This is a genomic window from Streptomyces sp. NPDC040610, assembly GCF_055594065.1.
This window is the reverse complement of the sequence record NZ_JBVIXA010000004.1, coordinates 398,801-414,061: the sequence shown is the minus strand read 5'-3', so window position 1 is coordinate 414,061 and position 15,261 is coordinate 398,801. Positions and strand designations below refer to the sequence as shown.

Below are 15,261 nucleotides of genomic sequence, written 5' to 3'. Positions count from 1 at the left end.
CAGACGTCCGACACGTCCACACCTTTCACCGAGGAGAACGACATGACCGCCAACGCCCAGACCTCGCAGACCGAATCCGTCACCACGGTGTTCGCCGTGACGGGCATGACGTGCGGCCACTGCGAGGGCGCCGTGGCCGAGGAGATCGGCGAGCTGGCGGGCGTCCACTCGGTCAAGGCCGAGGCCGCCAGCGGCAAGGTGACCGTCGTCTCCGCCGCCGCGCTGGACGAGGAGGCGGTCCGCGCCGCCGTCGACGAGGCCGGCTACGAGCTCGTCGGCAAGGCCTGACCGCCGCCCCGCCCCTCCCCCGGGCCCCGCGGCACGCCACCCACGGCCGCGGGGCCCGGCGCCTTTCCCCGAAAGAGCCGCCATGAACACCTCCGAGGTCGAACTCGCCATCGGCGGAATGACCTGCGCCTCCTGCTCGGCCCGCATCGAGAAGAAGCTGAACCGGATCGAGGGCGTGACCGCGTCGGTCAACCTCGCCACCGAGAAGGCCAAGGTCGCCTACGCGGACGGGGTCGAGGTCGGCCAACTCCTCGCCACCGTCGAGAAGCTCGGCTATTCGGCGCGCGAGATCGTGCCGCCCCCGCCGGACGCCGGGCCGGACGACGACGGCGCCGACCGGCCCGTCACCACCGACCTCACCGAGGCCGACCGGCTCCTGCAGCGCCTGCTCGTCTCCGCGGCCCTCGCGCTGCCCGTCGTGGTGCTCGCGATGGTGCCCTCGCTCCAGTTCGAGTACTGGCAGTGGCTGTCCCTGACGCTCGCCGCGCCGGTCGTCGCATGGGGCGGGCTGCCCTTCCACAAGGCGGCACTCACCAACGCCCGGCACGGCGCTGCGACCATGGACACCCTGGTGTCCCTCGGCACACTCGCCGCGTTCGGCTGGTCGGTGTGGGCGCTGTTCCTCGGCACGGCGGGCGAGCCGGGCATGCGGCACGGCTTCGAGTTCACGATCGCGCGCGGCGACAGCTCCTCGGCGCTCTACCTCGAAGTGGCCGCGGGCGTCGTCACGTTCATCCTGCTCGGCCGCTATCTGGAGGCCCGCTCCAAGCGGAAGGCGGGCGCGGCCCTGCGGGCCCTGCTCGAACTCGGCGCCAAGGACGTGTCCGTGCTCGGCGCCGACGGCACGGAGACGCGGATCCCGGTGGGGCGGCTCGCCGTCGGGGACCGCTTCGTCGTCCGGCCCGGCGAGACCGTCGCCACCGACGGCACCGTCGTCGAGGGCGCGTCCGCCGTCGACGTGTCGATGCTGACCGGCGAGTCCGTGCCCGCCGACGTCACGGTCGGGGACGCGGTGACCGGCGCGACCGTGAACGCGGGCGGGCGCCTGGTCGTCGCGGCCACCCGCGTCGGCGCCGACACCCAACTGGCCCGCATGGCCCGGCTCGTCGAGGACGCGCAGAGCGGCAAGGCCGAGGTGCAGCGCCTGGCCGACCGGGTCGCCGCCGTGTTCGTCCCCGTCGTCATCGCGCTCGCCGTGGCCACGCTCGGCTTCTGGCTGGGCAACGGCGTGGGCGCGGCCGCGGCGTTCACGGCCGCCGTCGCCGTACTGATCATCGCCTGCCCGTGCGCGCTCGGCCTCGCCACGCCCACCGCCCTGCTCGTCGGCACCGGCCGCGGCGCCCAGCTCGGCATCCTCATCAAGGGCCCCGAGGTCCTTGAGTCCACGCGCCGCGTCGACACGATCGTCCTCGACAAGACCGGCACGGTGACGACGGGCCGCATGGCCCTCCAGGACGTGTACGCGGCCGAGGGCGCCGACGAGAAGGAACTGCTGCGGCTCGCGGGCGCCCTGGAGCACGCCTCCGAGCACCCGGTCGCGCGCGCCGTCGCGGCGGGCGCCGCCCAGCGGCTCGGCCTCGACGCGGGCGCGCTGCCGGTGCCGACGCGCTTCGAGAACGCCCCCGGGTCCGGTGTGCGCGGCACGGTCGACGGACACGAGGTGCTGGCCGGGCGCGAACGGCTGCTCACCGATGCGGGTGTGACCGGCCTGGCCGGGCTGACCGCCGCCCGGGAGCGGGCCGAGGCCGCGGGCCGCACCGCCGTCCTCGTCGCCGTGGACGGGGTGGCCCGCGGGCTGCTCGCGGTCGCCGACACGGTCAAGGACACCAGCCCCGAGGCCGTACGCCGACTGCGCGAACTCGGCCTCGAACCGGTCCTCCTGACCGGCGACAACCGGTCCGTGGCCGAGGCGGTCGCGGCGGCCGTCGGCATCGCCCCCGACGCCGTGCACGCCGAGGTGCTGCCCGAGGACAAGGCCGACGTGGTGCGCCGCCTCCAGGACGAGGGGCGGGTCGTGGCCATGGTCGGCGACGGCGTGAACGACGCGGCGGCCCTGGCGACGGCCGACCTGGGGCTCGCCATGGGCACGGGCACCGACGCGGCCATCGAGGCGGGCGACCTCACCCTCGTCCGGGGCGACTTGCGGGTGGCCGCCGACGCGATCCGGCTCGCCCGCCGCACCCTCGCCACCATCAAGGGCAACCTCTGCTGGGCCTTCGGTTACAACGTCGCCGCGCTGCCCCTCGCGGCGGCCGGACTGCTCAACCCGATGATCGCCGGAGCGGCCATGGCGTTCTCCTCCGTGTTCGTCGTCACCAACAGCCTCCGCTTGCGGTCTTTCACATAGCCTCGCGATCCTTCACACTGTCTTCGCGGGACTCTCACCTCAGGCGAGATATCCGCATATGGGCCCCCTTGCGTCCGTTCGATGGCATATGCAAGAGACGTAGATCACAGCGATCGCAACGTAACCATCAGGGGGGTTCGCGAGTCTAAGAGGGCGACACCAGAGGGATCTTGGGGGATCCATCGGGCGTCGGGGGACATCTTGGGGGATGTCCCGGATGTGTTGGCCGGGGCACGTGCACCGGGGAGCTTTGAGCGGCCCTCCCGATCTCGTACGCGTCCCGGCAGAACGCAGACCACACAAACTCCCGGCCGGATCCCGTGGGGGGAATCCGCACCGGGGCACAGGAAAGCGCCCCGACCGTCGACCCGTGGGGGGATCGACGGCGGGGCGTTTTTCATGGCGTGGGCGCCTTGACCAGTAGGGCGCGGTGACGCCGAGCTTCGCCCCGTAAGGGGCGCGGGGAACTGCGCGACCAGCCACAACAAAAGCCGCAGACGCGCCTGCCGGGATCTCGGCAGGCGCGTCTGCGGCTTTTCGCGCGCTGAGCGCGCAGTTCCCCGCGCCCCTTACGGGGCTCAGGTCGGCCCGACGGGCCTAGGTCAACGAGACTCGACCGGGACGAAGTCCCGGATGACCTCGCCGGTGTAGATCTGGCGGGGGCGCCCGATACGCGAGCCGGGCTCCTTGATCATCTCGTGCCACTGGGCGATCCAGCCAGGCAGCCGTCCCAGAGCGAAGAGCACCGTGAACATCTCGGTCGGGAAGCCCATGGCCCGGTAGATCAGGCCGGTGTAGAAGTCCACGTTGGGGTAGAGCTTGCGCTCGACGAAGTAGTCGTCGGCCAGCGCGTGCTCCTCCAGCTTGAGCGCGATGTCGAGCAGCTCGTCGGACTTGCCGAGCGCCGAGAGGACGTCGTGCGCCGCCGCCTTGATGATCTTCGCCCGGGGGTCGAAGTTCTTGTAGACGCGGTGCCCGAAGCCCATGAGCTTCACGCCGTCTTCCTTGTTCTTCACCTTGCGGATGAAGGTGTCGACGTCGCCGCCGGAGGCCTGGATGCCCTCCAGCATCTCCAGGACCGACTGGTTGGCGCCGCCGTGCAGCGGACCCCAGAGGGCGGAGATGCCCGCGGAGATCGACGCGAACATGTTGGCCTGCGAGGAGCCGACCAGCCGGACCGTGGAGGTCGAACAGTTCTGCTCGTGGTCCGCGTGCAGGATCAGGAGCTTGTCGAGCGCGGCGACGACGACCGGGTCCAGGTCGTACTCGGCGGCGGGCACCGAGAAGGTCATGCGCAGGAAGTTCTCGACGTAGCCGAGGTCGTTGCGCGGGTAGACCACCGGGTGGCCGACCGACTTCTTGTACGCGTACGCCGCGATCGTCGGAAGCTTGGCGAGCAGCCGGATCGTCGAGAGGTGACGCTGCTTCTCGTCGAACGGGTTGTGGCTGTCCTGGTAGAACGTCGACAGCGCGCTGACCACGGAGGACAGCATCGCCATCGGGTGCGCGTCGCGCGGGAAGCCGTCGTAGAAGCGCTTGACGTCCTCGTGCAGCAGGGTGTGCTGGGTGATCTCGTTCTTGAAGGTCGCGAGCTCGTCGACCTTCGGCAGCTCACCGTTGATCAGCAGGTACGCCACCTCGGTGAAGGTGGAGCGCTCCGCGAGCTGCTCGATCGGGTAGCCGCGGTAGCGCAGGATGCCCTGCTCGCCGTCGAGGTACGTGATGGCGGATTTATAGGCGGCCGTGTTGCCATAACCGCTGTCCAGGGTCACCAGACCGGTCTGGGCGCGGAGCTTGCCGATATCGAAGCCCTTGTCGCCGACAGTGGACTCGATCACCGGGTAGGTGTACTCGCCATCGCCGTACCGCAGTACTACAGCCTTGTTAGCGTTCTCGCTCACGTCATCCCTCACCGACGTTGTGCCTCTTCTTCGAGGTGCCCTGACTGTCTCTACCATCCCCCATTTGGCCCTGGAGAGTGCACTCGGGGTCGACCATTGGGCCTATTGGCGGCACTCAGTGCCGCCAACCTGCTCATCCTGCCCCCTTCGCCCCAGTTCCGAAAGTGCTGTGTGACGTTTCCGACTCGTTTGATCGATCAAAGGTCGGCAGTGCGTTGACGCCTACCCTCAACCGCCGCGCCGAACCGCGAGCCGATGATCCAGGGCCGTCCATCTGCGGCCCGCGGAGACCGTGCGGACCGCCTGCCCCAGAGCCTTGCGCGAACCGACCAGGACGACCAGTTTCCTGGCCCGCGTCACGGCCGTGTAGAGCAGATTCCGCTGGAGCATCATCCAGGCGCCGGTGGTGACCGGGATCACCACCGCCGGGTACTCACTTCCCTGTGAGCGGTGGATCGTCACCGCGTAGGCGTGGGCGAGTTCGTCGAGTTCGTCGAAGTCGTACCCGACCTCCTCGTCCTCGTCCGTCTTGACCGTGAGGCGCTGCTCGTCGGCGTCCAGGGCGGTGACCACGCCCACCGTGCCGTTGAAGACGCCGTTCGCGCCCTTCTCGTAGTTGTTGCGGATCTGCGTGACCTTGTCGCCGACACGGAAGACGCGGCCGCCGAAGCGCTTCTCCGGCAGGTCGGGGCGGCCGGGGGTGATGGCCTGCTGGAGCAGGCCGTTCAGGTGACCCGCGCCCGCCGGGCCCCGGTGCATGGGGGCGAGCACCTGCACGTCCCGGCGCGGGTCGAGGCCGAACTTGGCGGGCAGGCGGCGGGCGGCCACGTCGACGGTGAGCCGCCCGGCCTCCTCGGTGTCGTCCTCGACGAACAGGAAGAAGTCGTTCAGGCCCTGGGTCAGGGGCGGTTGCCCGGCGTTGATGCGGTGGGCGTTGGTGACCACTCCGGACTGCTGGGCCTGGCGGAAGACCCGGGTGAGGCGGACCGCGGGGACCGGCCCCTCCTCGCTGAGCAGGTCCCGCAGGACCTCGCCCGCGCCGACGCTGGGCAGCTGGTCGACATCGCCCACGAAGAGCAGATGGGCGCCCGGCGGGACGGCCTTCACCAGCTTGTTGGCGAGGAGCAGGTCGAGCATGGAGGCCTCGTCGACGACCACCAGGTCGGCGTCCAGGGGCCGGTCCTTGTCGTACGCGGCGTCGCCGCCCGGCTTCAGCTCCAGGAGGCGGTGGACCGTGGACGCCTCGGCGCCGGTCAGCTCGGCCAGGCGCTTGGCGGCGCGGCCCGTGGGCGCGGCGAGCAGCACCTTCGCCCTCTTCGCCCGGGCCAGCTCCACGATCGAGCGGACCGTGAAGGACTTGCCGCAGCCCGGCCCGCCGGTGAGGACGGCGACCTTGCTGGTCAGGGCGAGCTTGACGGCCTCCTCCTGCTCGGGCGCGAGGTCGGCCCCCGTGCGCCCCTTGAGCCAGCCGAGCGCCTTGTCCCAGGCGACGTCCCCGAAGCCCGGCATCCGGTCCTCCGGCGCCCGCAGCAGCCGCAGGACCTGGCCCGCGAGGGACAGCTCGGCGCGGTGGAAGGGGATCAGATAGACGGCCGTGACGTCGTCCCCGCCGTCCGGGCCGGGAACGGCTTCGCGGACCACCCCTTCGGGATCTTTGGCCAGCTCGGCCAGGCAGTCGATGACGAGACCCGTGTCGACCTGGAGGAGCTTGACCGCGTCGGCGATCAGGCGCTCCTCGGGCAGGAAGCAGTTGCCCTGGTCGGTGGATTGCGAAAGGGCGTACTGGAGACCGGCCTTGACGCGCTCCGGGCTGTCGTGCGGGATGCCGACGGACTGGGCGATGCGGTCGGCGGTGAGGAAGCCGATGCCCCACACGTCGGCGGCGAGGCGGTAGGGCTGATTCCGCACGATCGAGATGGAGGCGTCCTCGTACTTCTTGTAGATCCGCACGGCGATGGACGTGGAGACGCCGACGCCCTGGAGGAAGACCATCACCTCCTTGATCGCCTTCTGCTCCTCCCACGCGGCGGCGATCTTCTTCGTGCGCTTGGGGCCGAGGCCGGGGACCTCGATGAGGCGCTTGGGCTCGCTCTCGATGACGTCGAGGGTGTCCACGCCGAAGTGCGTGGTGATGCGGTCGGCCATCACCGGGCCGATGCCCTTGATGAGGCCGGAGCCGAGATAGCGCCGGATGCCCTGGATCGTGGCCGGCAGGACCGTCGTGTAGTTCTCGACGGTGAACTGCTTGCCGTACTGCGGGTGGGAGCCCCAACGCCCCTCCATCCGCAGCGACTCGCCGACCTGCGCGCCGAGCAGCGCGCCGACCACGGTCAGCAGATCGCCGCCGCCCCGGCCGGTGTCCACCCGCGCGACCGTGTACCCGTTCTCCTCGTTGGCGTACGTCACCCGCTCCAGGACGCCCTCGACAACGGCCATCCGGGGCGCGGGGACGCCGGCGCTGTTCGGCTGTGCGGCACTGGGCATGCCCCGAAGCTACCGTCGCCCACTGACAGCGCCCCGTCAGGGGCGCGGGGAACCGGGCCCGTAGGGGGCGCGGGGAACTGCGCGCTCAGCGCGCGAGAAGCCGCAGACGCGTCTGCCGAGATCCCGGCAGATGCGGCTGCGGCTTTGCTGTGGCCGGTCGGGCAGTTCCCCGCGCCCCTGACGGGGCTCAGGTCGGCCTGGCGGGCGCCCGCTGGTCGAGGCGCCCCCGCCAGCGAAAGTCACGATCGAGTTTCAGCCACTGGACAGGGGGTTGCCAGACCCTCGTGTAATCGTTTCCAATCCCTCGTGTAATCGATTCCACGAGGAGGTGGCATCGGCAGTGGCAAGCGTCGGCATCAAAGACGTCGCGGCCCGCGCGGGCGTCTCCGTGGCCACGGTCTCGCGTGTCCTGAACGCGCACGCGTCCGTGAGTCCGGCCGCCCGGGAGCGTGTGCTCGCCGCGGTGGACGCGCTCGGCTACCGGCCCAACACGCTCGCGCGGTCCCTCAGGACGGACCAGACGCGCACGCTCGGCCTGGTCATCAGCGACGTGCTCAACCCGTACTTCACCGAACTGGCCCGCTCCGTCGAGGAGGAGGCCCGCGCGCTCGGCTACAGCATCATCTTCGGCAACGCCGACGAGCGGCCCGAGCTGCAGGACCACCACATCCGCACGCTCCTGGACCGCCGCATCGACGGCCTCCTCGTCTCCCCCGCCGACGGCGGCTCCCCGCTGGTCCTGGACGCCGCCCGCGCGGGCACCCCGATGGTCTTCGTCGACCGCTGGATCCCGGGCCTCGACGTGCCCGTCGTGCGGGCCGACGGCAGCTCCGCCGTGCGCGACCTGGTCGCGCATCTGCACGGGCTCGGCCACCGCAGGCTCGCCATCATCGCGGGCCCGGCGGCCACGACCACCGGCAGCGAGCGCGTGGCGGCCTTCCGGGACGCGCTGGCCGCGTACGGGCTCGAACTGCCGCAGGAGTACATCGGCCAGGGCGACTTCCAGGCCGCGAGCGGGCGGCGCGCCACCGAGCGGTTCCTGGAGCTGCCCGAGCCGCCCGAAGTCGTCTTCGCCGCCGACAACTTGATGGCGCTCGGCGCGCTCGACGCGATCCGCGCGCGCGGCCTGCGGATTCCGCACGACATCGCGCTCGCCGCGTTCGACGACATCCCCTGGTTCGTGCACACCGATCCGCCGATCACGGCGATCGCCCAGCCCACGGGCGAGCTGGGCCGGGCCGCCGTGCGGGCGCTCACCGACCTGATCGAGGGCCGGGCGCCGGAGTCCGTGACGCTGCCCGCCCGTCTTGTCGTACGCGGTTCGTGCGGCGAGGCCCCCACAACCGGCACGTCCGGCACGACCCGAAGGAGTGACGCATGACTGGCCCCGCACCGGTGCGCGACGCCGTGCAGGACGCACCGGAACTGCTGCGCGTCGAGGGCATCCGCAAGGCCTTCCCCGGCGTCGTCGCCCTGGACGGCGTGGACTTCGACCTGCGCGGCGGGGAGGTGCACGTACTCCTCGGCGAGAACGGGGCGGGCAAGAGCACGCTCATCAAGATGTTCTCCGGCGCCAACCAGCCCGACGCGGGCCGGATCCTCGTCGGCGGCGACGAGGTGCGCATCCACGGCGCGCAGGACGCCGAGCGCCTCGGGATCGCCACCATCTACCAGGAGTTCAACCTCGTCCCCGACCTCACGGTCGCCGAGAACATCTTCCTGGGCCGGCAGCCCCGCCGCTTCGGCCTCATCGACCGCAAGAAGATGGAGGCCGACGCCGCCGAGCTCCTCGCGCGCGTGGGCGTCGACGTGTCGCCGCGCGCCCGCTGCCGCGAACTGGGCATCGCCCGGCTCCAGATGGTGGAGATCGCCAAGGCGCTCAGCCTGCACGCGCGCGTGCTCGTCATGGACGAGCCGACGGCCGTGCTCACCTCCGAGGAGGTGGAGAAGCTCTTCACCATCGTGCGGGGGCTGCGCGCCGACGGCGTCGGCGTCGTCTTCATCACCCACCACCTGGAGGAGATCGCCGCGCTCGGCGACCGTGTGAGCGTGCTGCGGGACGGCCGCAGCGTGGGCCAGGTGCCCGCGTCGACGCCCGAGGACGAACTCGTACGACTCATGGTGGGCCGGTCCATCGAGCAGCAGTATCCGCGCGAGCGGACCGGGAAGGGCCAACAGGCCGACGGGGACGCGCCGTTGCTGCGGGTCCGCGGGCTCACGCGCGGCGGGGTCTTCCACGACGTCGGCTTCGAGGTGCGTGCCGGTGAGGTCGTCGGTGTGGCGGGCCTGGTCGGAGCGGGGCGCACGGAGGTGGCGCGGGCCGTCTTCGGCGCGGATCCGTACGACGCGGGCACGGTGGAGGTCGCGGGCCGTGCGCTGCCCCGGCACGACGTGTACGCGGCGATGACCGCCGGGGTCGGGCTCGTGCCGGAGGACCGCAAGGGCCAGGGGCTCGTGCTCGACGCGTCCGTGGAGGAGAACCTCGGCCTGGTGACGCTGCGGGCGGCGACCCGCGCGGGCCTGGTCGACCGGGCCGGGCAGCGGGCCGCCGCCGAGCGGATCGCGGGCCAACTGGGCGTACGGATGGCGGGACTTCACCAGCACGTGCGCACCCTCTCCGGCGGCAACCAGCAGAAGGTCGTCATCGGCAAGTGGCTCCTCGCCCAGGCGAAGGTGCTCATCCTCGACGAGCCGACGCGCGGCATCGACGTCGGCGCGAAGGTCGAGATCTACCAGCTCATCAACGAACTCACGGCCGCCGGGCACGCCGTCCTGATGATCTCCAGCGATCTGCCGGAGGTCCTCGGGATGAGCGACCGGGTCCTGGTCATGGCGCAGGGCCGCATCGCGGGCGAACTCGGCGCGGCCGAGGCGACGCAGGACGCGGTGATGGCGCTCGCCGTCAGCACGGGGGCCTCGACGGCGCCGGTGGACACCGCCTCGCCTGTGGACGCCGGCGCTTCTGTGGACACCGGCGCCCCTGTGGACAACGACAACACCCGCGCGGGCGACGACGCCCCTGCCGGGGACGCGAAGGAGGACTCCCGTGGCAACCACTGACACCCGTCCGGACAAGACGGGCACCGGCGGCGCGGGCGGCGGCCTCGACCTGCGCCGCGTCCTGCTCGACAACGGCGCGCTCAGCGCCCTCGTGGTCCTGGTGGTCGCGATGTCGCTGCTCTCCGGCGACTTCCTGACCACGCAGAACCTCCTCAACGTCGGTGTGCAGGCGGCCGTGACGGCGATCCTCGCGTTCGGCGTCACCTTCGTCATCGTCGCCGCGGGCATCGACCTGTCGGTCGGCTCGGTGGCGGCGCTGTCCGCGACGGTCCTCGCCTGGTCGGCGACGAAGGAGGGCGTGCCGGTCTGGATCGCGGTGCTCCTCGCGGTCGCCACGGGCATCGCCTGCGGTCTGGTCAACGGCGTGCTCGTCTCGTACGGGAAACTCCCGCCGTTCATCGCGACGCTCGCGATGCTGTCGATCGGCCGCGGCCTGTCCCTGGTGATCTCGCAGGGCTCCCCCATCGCCTTCCCTGAGTCGGTCTCCAAGGTCGGCGACACGCTGGGCGGCTGGCTGCCGGTGCCGGTCATCGTGATGGTGGCGATGGGCCTGATCACGGCGCTGATCCTGACGCGTACGTACATCGGCCGCTCCATGTACGCGATCGGCGGCAACGAGGAGGCCGCGCGCCTCTCGGGCCTGCGGGTGAAGCGCCAGAAGATCATCATCTACGCGCTCTCGGGCCTGTTCGCGGCCGTCGCGGGCATCGTGCTCGCCTCCCGCCTGGTGTCCGCGCAGCCGCAGGCCGCGCAGGGCTACGAGCTGGACGCGATCGCCGCGGTCGTCATCGGCGGCGCGAGCCTCGCGGGCGGTGTCGGCAAGGCGTCCGGGACGCTGATCGGCGCGCTGATCCTCGCGGTGCTCCGCAACGGCCTCAACCTCCTTTCCGTGTCGGCGTTCTGGCAGCAGGTCGTCATCGGCGTCGTGATCGCCCTGGCGGTGCTCCTGGACACGCTGCGCAGGAAGGCCGGGGCGGGCTCGGGCGGCGGCGGTGCCGTCGGCAGTACGTCGTCCGGGTCCGGCGGCAAGGGACCGCAAGCCCTCAAGTACACGCTCGCCGCCGTGGTCGCGGCGGCCGTCATCGCCGCGGTGTCCGTCTTCCACTCCGGCTCGTCCGGTACGTCCACGAAGATCGGCCTGTCCCTCTCCACCCTCAACAACCCCTTCTTCGTACAGATGAAGGAGGGCGCGCAGGCGGAGGCCAAGAAGGCGGGCGTCGACCTGACGGTCACGGACGCGCAGAACGACGCGTCCCAACAGGCCAACCAGCTCCAGAACTTCACCAGCGAGAGCATGAAGGCCGTCATCGTCAACCCGGTCGACTCCGACGCCGTCGGCCCAGCCGCGCGCGCCGCGAACAAGGCGGACATCCCCGTCGTCGCCGCCGACCGGGGCGTGAACAAGGCGGACGTGGCCACCCTCGTGGCCTCCGACAACGTCGCGGGCGGCAGGCAGGCCGCGAAGGCCCTCGCCGACAAGCTCGGCGGCAAGGGCGAGGTCGTCGTCCTCCAGGGCACGGCGGGCACGTCCGCGAGCCGGGAGCGCGGCCAGGGCTTCGCCGAGGGCATCAAGGCGTTCCCCGGCATCAAGGTCGTCGCCAAGCAGCCCGCGGACTTCGACCGCACCAAGGGCCTGGACGTCATGACGAACCTGCTCCAGGGCAACCCGGGCGTCGACGGCGTCTTCGCGGAGAACGACGAGATGGCGCTCGGCGCGGTCAAGGCCCTCGGCGACAAGGCGGGCAAGTCGGTGTCGGTGGTCGGCTTCGACGGCACGCCCGACGGCCTGAAGGCGGTCGAGGCGGGGACGTTGTACGCGTCGGTGGCGCAGCAGCCCGCGGAGCTGGGCCGGATCGCGGTGCGCAACGCGATCCGCGCGGCGGACGACAAGAAGGTCGACTCCGTGGTGAAGGTGCCGGTGAAGGTGGTCACGGAGAAGAACGTGGCACGGTTCAAGTGAGGCGTCGTACGCGCACGGGGACGGTCCCGGCACGGGGAACGACGGGGAACAGTGAAAGGCAGAACCACGATGCATGACTACGACCTGCTGGTCGTGGGCTCGGCCAACGCCGACCTGGTGACCGCAGTCGAGCGGCGGCCGGGGGCCGGCGAGACGGTGCTCGGCTCGGACCTGGCCGTCCATCCGGGCGGCAAGGGCGCGAACCAGGCGGTGGCGGCGGGCAGGCTGGGCGCGCGGACGGCGCTCCTGGCGCGGGTCGGCGACGACGCGTACGGGCGGCTGCTGCTCGACTCGCAGCGGTCGGCGGGCGTGGACACGGTGGGCGTCCTGGTGGGCGGCGCGCCGACCGGGGTCGCGCTGATCACGGTGGATCCGTCGGGCGACAACAGCATCGTGGTGGCGCCGGGCGCGAACTCGCGCCTGACACCCGAGGACGTACGGGCGGCCGGGAGCCTCTTCCAGGCGGCGCGGGTGGTGTCGGTGCAGCTGGAGATCCCCCTCGACACGGTCGCGGAGGTGGTACGCGCGCTGCCGGAGGGCACGCGTCTGGTCCTGAACCCGTCACCGCCCGCCCCGCTGCCGACCGAGGTCCTGGCGGCCTGCGATCCCCTCGTGGTGAACGAGCACGAGGCGCGGGTGATCCTGCGGGGCGCCGGGGCGGACGTCCCCGAGGCGCCGGAGGACTGGGCGCGGGGGTTGCTGGCGCTCGGCCCGAGGTCGGTGGTGGTGACGCTCGGCGGCGACGGCGCGCTGGTGGCGGGTCCCGAGGGGATGGCGCGGGTGCCGTCGGTGAAGGTGGATGCCGTGGACACGACGGGTGCCGGGGACGCGTTCACGGCGGCGTTGGCGTGGCGGCTCGGCGCGGGCGAGGACCTGGAGTCGGCGGCGCGGTACGCGGCGAAGGTGGGGGCGCTCGCGGTGACGCGGGCGGGGGCGCAGGTGTCGTATCCGTCGGGTGCCGAGGTGGCGGCGCTGTGAGGAAGGCCGGGATACTCAACCGCCATCTGTCGGGCGCGCTGGCCGAGCTGGGTCATGGCGACCGGGTCCTGGTGTGTGACGCGGGGATGCCGATTCCGGCGGGGCCGCGGGTGGTGGATCTGGCGTTCGTCGCCGGGGTGCCGTCGTTCGCGCAGGTCCTGGACGGGCTGCTCGCGGAGCTCGTGGTGGAGGGCGCGGTGGCGGCGCGGGAGGTGCGGGAGGCGAATCCGGGGGCGGCGGCGTTGTTGGAGCGGCGGTTTCCGGGGGCGGCGCTGGGGTTGGTGCCGCACGAGGAGTTGAAGGGGCTGTCGGCGGGGGCGCGGCTCGTGGTGCGGACGGGCGAGGCGAGTCCGTACGCGAACGCGTTGCTGACGTGCGGGGTCTTCTTCTGAGCCCGGGAACGTTTCGAGGGGGCCCGGTCCGTCGACTGGGCCCCCTCGGTTTCCCTCCCCTTGCCAGCGGCTCTGCGGATCCCCCCGGATCCCCCCTCCAGAGCTTCTGACACCCAGTACGACACGCGTGGTGGCGGAAGGGTTGCACGCCGTCGCCAAGTTCCCCCGGAAGATTTCGGCGTGCCGACAAACCACCACGGACGTAGCGTTTCGCCCATGGGCGACGACACCTCATTCGAGCAGGACGTACTGACCGAGCTGGGCGACGACAGGCTCCAGGAGATCGCCGACGTGCTCGGCACGGACCCGGCCGGCGCGCAGGCCGTCGTGGGCCAGACGGTCTCGACGCTCTCGGGCACCCTGCAGGACAAGGCGCAGACGGCCGACCCGGCGGAGGCGGCCGAGGTGCGCCAGGCCTTCACGGAGGAGGCCCCGCTCCAGGGCGTGGCCACTCTGGGCGGCGGCCTCGGCGGGCTGCTCGGCGGCGGCATCATGGCGGGCGTGCTCGGCAAGCTGAGCCGCCCGGTGGCGAACGCGGTCGCGAAGAAGACGGGTCTCCCCGTGGCGACGGTGACGCGCGCGGTGGAACTCCTGATCCCGGTGGTCCTCGCGGTACTCACGAAGCGCGCCCAGAAGACGCGGCCGACCGGATCCTCCGGCGCCGCGCCGGGTGCGGCGCCCACCGCCGGTCAGGGCGGCGGCGAGAGCGGGGGCGGGCTCGCGGATCTGCTGGGGGACATCCTGGGGAGCGGCAAGAAGTAGCCGTACGCGGCGCCGCGCCCACGAGCACCGCACCCGCGAGCACCGCGCCCCGAGCCCGTCAACAGCGGCGTGCGGTCCGCAGCCAGGCGAGATTCAGCACCGCGATCGCACCCCAGATCCAGCAGACGACGGTGCTTCCGTCGGGCGCCAGCGCCGTGGCGAGCGCGCCCAGTCCGACCGTGCCGAGCACCAGCCCGGTGCTGCGCCTCAGCTCCAGTGCCGTGCGCAGCGGCCCCGGTTCGGCCAGCCTGTCGGCGAGGTAGGCGTCGAACGCCTCCGCGACCTGGTCGTCGATCTCGTCCCGCACCTGGGCATCCAGCGATTCAGCCATGGTCGGCCACCCCGCCCCGGTTCTTTCGCATCTCGACCCCCGAGCGTTCCGGCGCCCGTTGGCGCCCCTTGAACCAACGTAGCCATTGCAGAGACATTCTGCAAACAATCTCTGCAACAACTGCAGAGACTCTCTGCAGTACCCTGGTCGGCATGGTCGAGCGCCCCGAGAAGAGAGTCCTCACCGGCCCGGACCTCAAAGCCTTCTACAAAGCGCTGTCCAACCCGGTGCGCCGCGACATCCTGAGCTACCTGGGCGAGCACGGCGAAGCGAACTCCACCAGCGTCGCCAAGGCCCTCGGCGAGAGCACCGGCACCACCAGCTACCACCTGCGCAAGCTCGCCGACCTGAAGCTGATCGCCGAGATCGAGGAGCGGTCCACCGGCCGGGAACGCTGGTGGAGGTCGCTGATGACGGACATCTTCACGCCCCCGGGCCTGGAGTTGACGGCCGACGAGCGCGAGGCCGCCGTCAAGGTCGGCGCGCTCAAGATGACGCAGGACCTGAACCTGGTCGTGAGCGCGTACGCCGGGTACGACGCCTCCGCGGGCTGGAACCAGATCCAACGCTCCGGACTGCGGATGACGAAGGAACAGGTCGCCACGTTCACCGAGGAGTACCTGGCGCTGCTGCGCAAATACCGGACCGAGCCCGGCGACCACCCGCCCGACTCACGACAGATGGCCGTACGCCTGGTGGTCGTGCCCGACGAAGGTCCCCGGCCCACCCTGCCGACCGCGCCTGACGACGGCGCCTGA

Annotated in this window: 12 protein-coding genes; 9 read left to right on the top strand and 3 right to left on the bottom strand. The window is 71.6% G+C overall.

The annotated features are described in order from the left end of the window. Positions 1 to 42: 42 nt before the first annotated feature. Both ACZ6AA_RS17690 and ACZ6AA_RS17685 read left to right on the top strand, forming a co-directional pair. On the top strand, positions 43 to 288 hold the full coding sequence (locus tag ACZ6AA_RS17690) for a heavy-metal-associated domain-containing protein (RefSeq protein WP_468449807.1): 246 nt from the start codon (positions 43 to 45) through the stop codon (positions 286 to 288). A gap of 82 nt (positions 289 to 370) precedes the next feature. Beyond that, a complete protein-coding gene (locus ACZ6AA_RS17685) occupies positions 371 to 2,635 on the top strand; it encodes a heavy metal translocating P-type ATPase (protein WP_471458765.1) in 2,265 nt (754 codons plus the stop codon). Between the two features lie 602 nt (positions 2,636 to 3,237). On the opposite strand, the gene ACZ6AA_RS17680 is transcribed toward ACZ6AA_RS17685, so the two are convergent. Together ACZ6AA_RS17680 and recD2 are read right to left on the bottom strand one after the other, a co-directional pair. Further along, the gene (locus ACZ6AA_RS17680; protein WP_468449809.1) at positions 3,238 to 4,536 is read right to left on the bottom strand and encodes a citrate synthase; all 1,299 of its coding nucleotides are present in this window, start codon (positions 4,534 to 4,536) and stop codon (positions 3,238 to 3,240) included. 228 nt (positions 4,537 to 4,764) lie between these two features. Beyond that, positions 4,765 to 7,020 (bottom strand): SF1B family DNA helicase RecD2, encoded by a 2,256-nt coding sequence (gene recD2, locus ACZ6AA_RS17675; RefSeq protein ID WP_471458763.1) that lies wholly within the window; start codon positions 7,018 to 7,020, stop codon positions 4,765 to 4,767. A gap of 340 nt (positions 7,021 to 7,360) precedes the next feature. On the opposite strand from recD2, the gene ACZ6AA_RS17670 reads away from it, so the two are divergent. The 6 genes from ACZ6AA_RS17670 (at position 7,361) to ACZ6AA_RS17645 (ending at position 14,172) form a co-directional block, all read left to right on the top strand. Further along, entirely contained in the window at positions 7,361 to 8,401 is a 1,041-nt protein-coding gene (locus tag ACZ6AA_RS17670) for a LacI family DNA-binding transcriptional regulator (RefSeq protein WP_468449810.1), read from the top strand. Next, entirely contained in the window at positions 8,398 to 10,080 is a 1,683-nt protein-coding gene (locus tag ACZ6AA_RS17665) for a sugar ABC transporter ATP-binding protein (RefSeq protein WP_471458761.1), read from the top strand. The genes ACZ6AA_RS17670 and ACZ6AA_RS17665 overlap by 4 nt, the downstream gene beginning before the upstream one ends. Then, positions 10,067 to 12,040: an ABC transporter permease/substrate-binding protein gene (locus ACZ6AA_RS17660; protein WP_471458759.1), complete on the top strand. Its 1,974-nt coding sequence runs from the start codon at positions 10,067 to 10,069 to the stop codon at positions 12,038 to 12,040. Before ACZ6AA_RS17665 ends, ACZ6AA_RS17660 begins: the two co-directional genes overlap by 14 nt. A 69-nt stretch (positions 12,041 to 12,109) precedes the next feature. Then, the gene (locus tag ACZ6AA_RS17655) at positions 12,110 to 13,018 is read left to right on the top strand and encodes a ribokinase (protein WP_471458757.1); all 909 of its coding nucleotides are present in this window, start codon (positions 12,110 to 12,112) and stop codon (positions 13,016 to 13,018) included. Next, positions 13,015 to 13,410 (top strand): D-ribose pyranase, encoded by a 396-nt coding sequence (rbsD, locus tag ACZ6AA_RS17650; RefSeq protein ID WP_471458756.1) that lies wholly within the window; start codon positions 13,015 to 13,017, stop codon positions 13,408 to 13,410. The genes ACZ6AA_RS17655 and rbsD overlap by 4 nt, the downstream gene beginning before the upstream one ends. Before the next feature lie 216 nt (positions 13,411 to 13,626). Further along, on the top strand, positions 13,627 to 14,172 hold the full coding sequence (locus tag ACZ6AA_RS17645; RefSeq protein WP_471458754.1) for a DUF937 domain-containing protein: 546 nt from the start codon (positions 13,627 to 13,629) through the stop codon (positions 14,170 to 14,172). A 58-nt stretch (positions 14,173 to 14,230) separates the two neighbouring features. On the opposite strand, the gene ACZ6AA_RS17640 is transcribed toward ACZ6AA_RS17645, so the two are convergent. Next, entirely contained in the window at positions 14,231 to 14,503 is a 273-nt protein-coding gene (locus ACZ6AA_RS17640) for a hypothetical protein (protein WP_471458752.1), read from the bottom strand. Positions 14,504 to 14,655: 152 nt separating this feature from the next. Between ACZ6AA_RS17640 and ACZ6AA_RS17635 the strand changes: the two genes are divergently transcribed. After that, on the top strand, positions 14,656 to 15,261 hold the full coding sequence (locus ACZ6AA_RS17635) for an ArsR/SmtB family transcription factor (protein ID WP_471458750.1): 606 nt from the start codon (positions 14,656 to 14,658) through the stop codon (positions 15,259 to 15,261).

Bases quoted from the DNA above. Each gene is read 5' to 3' on its own strand.
- ACZ6AA_RS17690 (WP_468449807.1), top strand. From the start codon at position 43: ATGACCGCCAACGCCCAGACCTCGCAGACCGAATCCGTCACCACGGTG.
- ACZ6AA_RS17685 (WP_471458765.1), top strand. From the start codon at position 371: ATGAACACCTCCGAGGTCGAACTCGCCATCGGCGGAATGACCTGCGCC.
- recD2 (WP_471458763.1), bottom strand. From the start codon at position 7,020: ATGCCCAGTGCCGCACAGCCGAACAGCGCCGGCGTCCCCGCGCCCCGG.
- ACZ6AA_RS17665 (WP_471458761.1), top strand. From the start codon at position 8,398: ATGACTGGCCCCGCACCGGTGCGCGACGCCGTGCAGGACGCACCGGAA.
- ACZ6AA_RS17655 (WP_471458757.1), top strand. From the start codon at position 12,110: ATGCATGACTACGACCTGCTGGTCGTGGGCTCGGCCAACGCCGACCTG.
- ACZ6AA_RS17645 (WP_471458754.1), top strand. From the start codon at position 13,627: ATGGGCGACGACACCTCATTCGAGCAGGACGTACTGACCGAGCTGGGC.
- ACZ6AA_RS17640 (WP_471458752.1), bottom strand. From the start codon at position 14,503: ATGGCTGAATCGCTGGATGCCCAGGTGCGGGACGAGATCGACGACCAG.
- ACZ6AA_RS17635 (WP_471458750.1), top strand. From the start codon at position 14,656: ATGGTCGAGCGCCCCGAGAAGAGAGTCCTCACCGGCCCGGACCTCAAA.